The 1570-nt window shown below is 47.3% G+C and carries 1 protein-coding gene and 1 pseudogene; both read right to left on the bottom strand.

The window, feature by feature from the left end; all coding sequences use genetic code 11:
* Positions 1 to 929 (bottom strand): DUF1611 domain-containing protein (locus C8R34_RS16145; protein WP_110342305.1); only part of this gene is annotated, 929 nt, incomplete at its 3' end.
* Between the two features lie 86 nt (positions 930 to 1015).
* A pseudogene (locus C8R34_RS16140) lies at positions 1016 to 1570 on the bottom strand (hypothetical protein); the annotation flags it as partial.

Genomic DNA, 1570 nt, shown 5'->3' with positions numbered 1-1570 from the left:
ACTGCTGTAACAGGTAATTTTTTGTGTTGTAAGCACTCGACCCCAGCTGCAGCATCGGCTACATCACCGGCTGCAAAAATGATGCTATCGATCGTTTTTGCAAATACTTTGGAGTTGAGTAAAGCAGTTGTCTCGCCTTCAAACAAACCATCGGCCACTTCAATGACAATCGCATTGACTTTGGAAACACTCAAATGCGTCACAAGGGTTTCAATAATCGTGTCGATTTGTTGCGGTGTAGCCAGATAAGTCGACGGAAATCCCACATGAGTAAAATCCAGCGCTAATTGAGCCCCGGCATTCGTCATCAGCTGGATATCCCGACCTGAGCCAGTGCCTGTTATCCTAGCAGCACCTACGGTATATCCGGCGTTGGTCAAACCGCGAATCAAGGTTGTCGAGGTCGTTGTTTTGCCAACATTCGTGGCTGCGCCAACGACCGCTATCGTATAGGGATGGGGAAACAAGCTAACCAGTTTAGGTAAGGCAGTATCTTTTAAGTTGATGCGTCGCTTTTTGCTATCTGCCAATAAGCCAATGGGTTGAATGCTGGTAGGTGCTTGTGCATTGGTATGACGGTGATTCATGTGTGCCGCAATACCGCCTGATGCTACCAGATTGCATGTCCCTAGATCTTTCGGTACTTGCGCTTCAAATTGATCAGGCGCATAGCGGTTACCGTAGTTACCGTAGCATACGATGACTTCATCGCCAATAACTAAAGCGGAACGTTGGCCATGTGCCGACTCCAGTCCGCTGTGCCGTCCTATCTTTGTTACCCTGGCCAGCAACACGTCCCCGGCATGAGGAATGACATCGTCTCCATCCAACAAACTTGCCACCGATTCCAGTCTTAAATTACGTGGCGTATAAGCTATCTTCGCTTTTAGCAACCGTTCCTGACTAATATTGATATGCGAAACGTTCATTTTAGTTTCTCCATCTGTGAGTTTTAGAAGACTGTGATAGCTCTTCTAAAACTAAAGAGACGATTAATCATCCTCTTTGCTCAGTGCTAGCTCAACACACTGACATCATCCCAACTGATTTGATCAGACGGCACCCCGACCAGCGTGATAGATGCAGTCGAACCAAAATCTACAATGAGATCCTTGTCATCACCACTACGATGGATACTGGTGACATAACCTGCCAGTTGATCCACTGAGAGTAGGTCAAGACCTGTATCAAATATAATCAAACCATCTTCACTTGAACTGAAGTCTGCAATTCGCAAATGTGCCGCTTCGCGAATGACAAAATCATCGGCTCCTTGCCCGCCACGGCAATCCTCACCACCGCGTACGGCAATATGATCATCCCCATCGGAAGAAGAGTAGCTGAGATTATCTTCAAACTTAAAGTGCCCACTGCCCGAAGCATCGGTAGCGCTTTGCCATTGTTCGGAAATACGATTGTAATCACCGTCCCCATCGATATCAGCGTAGCGGGTAATTTCTGTACCCAAAGGCTTAACCTCGGTACGAGTCACCACGCCATCGCTACTCACTGTATAAGTTTCGCTGCCATCATCGTCAATGGATTTGGGTTCCCGCACACCATCTTTAAT

Origin of the sequence: Nitrosomonas sp. Nm84, assembly GCF_003201565.1 — a bacterium.
Taxonomy (GTDB): domain Bacteria; phylum Pseudomonadota; class Gammaproteobacteria; order Burkholderiales; family Nitrosomonadaceae; genus Nitrosomonas.
Note: the sequence above shows the minus strand (reverse complement) of the source record. Positions and strands in the feature narration are given on the sequence as shown.